Genomic DNA, 4,399 nt, shown 5'->3' with positions numbered 1-4,399 from the left:
TGCCGCATCGCCAGCTGACCGACCATGCTCCCGAGGCGGTGCGCGCCAGCCTCACCCGCGCGTTCGACGCCCGGGTGGCGCGCGACCCGGCGCGGCTGGGCTACGCGCTGAGCCACTTCGAGCGGCACAATCAGGCGGTGACGCTGCGGCCCGGCTGCCGCCGCTGCGCCGATGCGCGGCGGACGCACGGCGAGATCGGCCATATCCACCCGTCCGACGGGTCGATGCACATGGTGCTCGGCGCCAGCGACACCCGCGCGGTGATCGAGCGGGGGTGGGGCGAGCGCCACGGGCTGGCCGGCATCGCGCTCGGCCTGCCGATGACCTACACCTTGATCTACGCCCCGCGCGACGAGGCGGAGGTCGACACCGTCGCCACCATCCTCGACGCCGCGATCGCGCATATGAGCGGCGCCGCGCGGGACGGACCTGATCGGGATTGATGATCGCGGCGGAATAGTCATCATGCCGCCGCGCGCCGACCCTGGGCGGCGCCAGCAAAGGGGGGTCCATGTTCCGTCGCCTGATCGTCGCCGGTGCGCTCGCCGCGTGCGCCGCACCCGTCTCCGTCGCGGCCCAGCGCTATGACGAACGGCCCGGCACGCTCCAGCCCGTGGTCGACGCGGACGCGGACTTCTCGCGTCGCATCGTCGACATTCCCATGCGCGACGGGATCAGGCTCCATACGGTCATCCTGGTGCCCATCGGTGCGAAAGGGGCGGGTATCCTGCTCACCCGCACGCCCTATGGCGCGCAGAAGCTCACCAGCCACGCCGATAGCGGTCGGCTGGAAACCGTTCTGCAGGGCTATGACAATGCCGCCGACGTGATCGTGGCCGGCGGCTATATCCGCGTGGTCCAGGACGTGCGCGGCAAATACGGCTCGGGCGGCGGCTATGTCATGAACCGGCCGCTCGCCGGCACCGCGCTCAACCCGACGCGGGTCGATCACGCCACCGACACCTATGACACGATCGACTGGCTGGTGAAGCACCTGCCCGAGTCGAACGGCCGTGTCGGCATCATCGGCATCAGCTATGACGGCTTCACGCCGCTGATGGCGCTGGTGAACCCGCATCCGGCGCTCAAGGTGTCGGTGCCGATGAACCCGATGGTGGACGGCTGGCGCGGCGACGATTGGTTCCACAACGGCGCCTTTCGCCTATATGGGCTGTCCTACATCTGGCAGCAGGTCGCCACGCGCGACAGTTCGAACAAGTGGACGAGCAGCGTCCACGACCAGTACGACCTGTACATGCGCGCCGGTTCCGCCGGCGCGCTGGCCCGGGCACACGGGCTGGATCAGATCGGCTTCTACCGCAAGATTGTCGAGCATCCCGCCTATGACGCCTTCTGGCAGGAACAGGCGATGGACCGGGTGCTGGCCGCGCGGCCGCTCACCGTGCCGACGATGCTGGTCGCCAGCCTGTGGGATCAGGAGGACATCTATGGCGCGATGGCGGTGTATCGCGCGCTGGAGCCGAAGGACCTGAACAACGACATGGTCTTCCTGACCATGGGGCCCTGGTATCACGGCCAGGCGATCGACGACGGCAGCCGGCTGGGCGCGATCGAGTGGGACGCCGACACCGCCAGACAATGGCGTCGCGACGTGCTGGCGCCGTTCCTCGCCCATTACCTCAAGGGCGAGGCCATGGACGTGGCCCCCGTCACCGCGTTCCAGAGCGGCACCAACCGCTGGCAGCGGCTCCAGCGCTGGTCGGGCGAGGAAGGCACCGCTCGCCTGTACCTGAAGCCCGGCATGACGCTTGGCTTCGATCCCGCGCCGGCGCCGGCCACCGCCGATTACCTCTCCGATCCGGCGAGCCCCGTCACCTTCGAGCCGCGACCGAACTGGCCGCAAGCGAACGCCGCGTGGCGGACCTGGCTGGCGGACGATCAGCGGCCCGTGTCCGGCCGCCCCGACGTCCTGACCTTCACCGGCCCCGTGCTGACCGCGCCGCTGACGATCGCGGGCGCGCCGGTAGTGCACCTCACCGCCTCCACCAGCGGCACCGACAGCGATTGGGTGGTCAAGCTGATCGACGTCTATCCGGACGAGGTCGCGGACCGGCCGACGATGGGCGGCTATCAGCTCGCGGTCGCGATGGACATCTTCCGCGGCCGCTATCGCGAGAGCCTCGCGCAGGCGAAGCCGCTCGCCGCCGGCGTGCCGCTGCGCTACTCGTTCGCGTTGCCGACCGCGAACCACGTCTTCCTGCCCGGTCACCGCCTGATGGTGCAGGTGCAGTCGAGCTGGTTCCCGCTCTACGACCGCAACCCGCAGACATTCGTGCCCAACATCTTCTACGCCGAGCCCGCCGACTATCAGAAGGCGACGCAGAAGATCACGATCGGCGGCGCGGAGGCGACCTATATCAGCCTGCCGATCGTGCCGTGACGGTGGTCACAGCTTGATCAGCTCGACCCGCCGATTGGCGGCCTTCGCCTCCTCATCCGTGTTGGTCGAGACCGGGTTGGCGCGGCCATAGCCTTTCGCCTGAAGGCGATCCGCCGCGATGCCTGCCGCGACCAGCGACGCCTGCACGGCCTTGGCCCGAGCGTCCGACAGGGTGAGGTTGTGGTCGTCGGACCCCGTATCGTCGGTATAGCCGTTGATCGCGAGCTTCAGCGCAGGATCGGCCTTCAACAGCGCGACCACGGCATTCATCTGGGCGGCGGAGGTCGGCAGGACCTGCGACTGGTCGGTGACGAAGTTGACGTGGATCACGGCCTTGCCGGTCTTGTCGAGGTCCGACTTCAGCCGGTCCGCCGGCAGCATCGTCGCGGTCGGCACGAACGCCTGGGTTTCGACCACCGCGAGCGAGGCCTCCGCCGAGTTCGTCGTGTAATGGATCCAGACCGCGTCGGTCGGGCGATGGATCACCCAGGTCTCGACCGGATCGTTCCAGACGTCGCCCAGTCCCATGCCCAGATCCTGGCGCGTGGCGTCCGGGATCGCGTCGATCACCTGGCTCGGGATCTTCGCGTCGCTGATCTTGACCGCGCCCGCCTGCGTGAAGAGCGCGTGCATGTTCCGTTGCAGGCCATAGGAGCTGAAGTCCCCGCTGGCCGCCGTGATGATCGTGACCATATAGGTCTGGCCCTCGACATCGCGGAACGCCTTGCCGGTCCAGAACAGGAAATGTCCGAACTGTGGTGGCTTGGGCGTGTTCTGGGGAATGTATTTCGGCGGCAGCCCGAAAAAGGGGAATTTGCCGAGCGGCGCGTTCGAGATCGGCACGTTGTCGATCGAGAAATCCGGCGGCGCCGGCGCGGCGACGGGGGTCGCCGCGCGGGCGGGGACCGGGGCCGTCGCGACGTTGTTGGGCGCGGTCTCGGCGGTGTTCGGCTTGTGGCGACAACCGGTCACGATCATCGCCAGGGGCAGCGCGGCCAGCCTGATCCTCTTCATCGACCCCCCGCTTCCAATCACAGTGCCACGGCTAGCAGCGCGGGCGTGCCTCCGCAATGAACGCGGCTGGACCCGCACGGCCGGCAAGCGCCCGGATGTGGGTCAGCCGCTGTTGCGCAGCGCCGTCGCGATCGCGTTGATCGAGAGGAGCAGTCCGTCGGCGATGCGCGGATCGTCCTCGCCGGCGCGGTGCCGGCGCATCAGCTCCACCTGCAGCAGGTTGAGCGGCTCGATATAGGGGAGGCGCAGCCGGATGGAGGCGTCGAGGCGCGGATTGCGTTCGAGCAGCCGCGCCTGCCCCGTCACCGCCAGCAGCTGGTCGTGGGTCTCGCGCCACCGGCCCGCGATGGTGTCGAAGATCGGGCGCAACTCCGGCTCGACCAGCTGCGCGTAGCGCGCGGCCAGCCCCATGTCGGACTTGGCCAGCACCTGCTCCATGTTGGCCAGCGTCGCCGCGAACAGCGGCCAGCCGCGCGCCATGTCGGCCAGCAGCGCGCGGTCGGGAAAGGCGGCGAGCGCCTCGCCGACGCCGTACCAGCCGGGCAGCATCACCCGCGCCTGCGCCCAGCTGAACACCCAGGGGATCGCGCGCAGGTCCTCGATCGCGTCGGACCGCGTGCGCGACGGCGGGCGCGAGCCGATGTTGAGGTTGGCGATCTCCGCCACCGGGGTGAACTGGCGGAAAAACTGCCGGAACCCGTCCGTTCCATAAACCAGCGCGCGATAGGCGTCGAACGCGCGTGCCGACAACGCGTCCATCCCCCCGCCGAACCGCGCCGCGTCGGCGGGCGACATCGCCGGCGGTTCCAGGCTGGCGAGCAGCGTCGCCGCCACCATCGCCTCCAGGTTCCCGAGCGCGGCGTCGCGCGTGCCATATTTGCCCGCGATCACCTCCCCCTGCTCCGTGATACGAATACGCCCCGCGACCGTGCCCGGCGGCTGCGCCCGGATCGCGGCAAAGGCCGAGCCGCCGCCGCGCCCGAC

General features: G+C 69.4%; 4 protein-coding genes. 2 read left to right on the top strand and 2 right to left on the bottom strand.

Features of this window, described 5'->3' with window-relative positions; genetic code table 11:
• Together HUU95_RS09445 and HUU95_RS09440 are read left to right on the top strand one after the other, a co-directional pair.
• Positions 1-443 (top strand): luciferase domain-containing protein (locus HUU95_RS09445; protein WP_217429803.1); only part of this gene is annotated, 443 nt, incomplete at its 5' end.
• A 68-nt stretch (positions 444-511) separates the two neighbouring features.
• Complete coding sequence (locus tag HUU95_RS09440) at positions 512-2,401, top strand: CocE/NonD family hydrolase (protein ID WP_174279882.1); 1,890 nt, start codon at positions 512-514, stop codon at positions 2,399-2,401.
• Positions 2,402-2,407: 6 nt separating this feature from the next.
• Here HUU95_RS09440 and HUU95_RS09435 read toward each other — a convergent pair whose 3' ends face one another.
• Positions 2,408-3,415, bottom strand: a complete 1,008-nt coding sequence (locus HUU95_RS09435) for an OmpA family protein (protein ID WP_254602720.1) — start codon at positions 3,413-3,415, stop codon at positions 2,408-2,410.
• A gap of 102 nt (positions 3,416-3,517) precedes the next feature.
• On the bottom strand, positions 3,518-4,399 hold an 882-nt coding region (locus HUU95_RS09430), incomplete at its 5' end, for a phosphoenolpyruvate carboxylase (RefSeq protein ID WP_174279881.1).

This window comes from Sphingomonas bacterium (assembly GCF_903643065.1).
Taxonomy (GTDB): domain Bacteria; phylum Pseudomonadota; class Alphaproteobacteria; order Sphingomonadales; family Sphingomonadaceae; genus Sphingomonas.
This window is presented reverse-complemented; position numbering and strand designations above follow the sequence as displayed.

Coding starts and splice junctions, on each gene's coding strand:
- HUU95_RS09440 (WP_174279882.1), top strand. CDS start 512: ATGTTCCGTCGCCTGATCGTCGCCGGTGCGCTCGCCGCGTGCGCCGCA.
- HUU95_RS09435 (WP_254602720.1), bottom strand. CDS start 3,415: ATGAAGAGGATCAGGCTGGCCGCGCTGCCCCTGGCGATGATCGTGACC.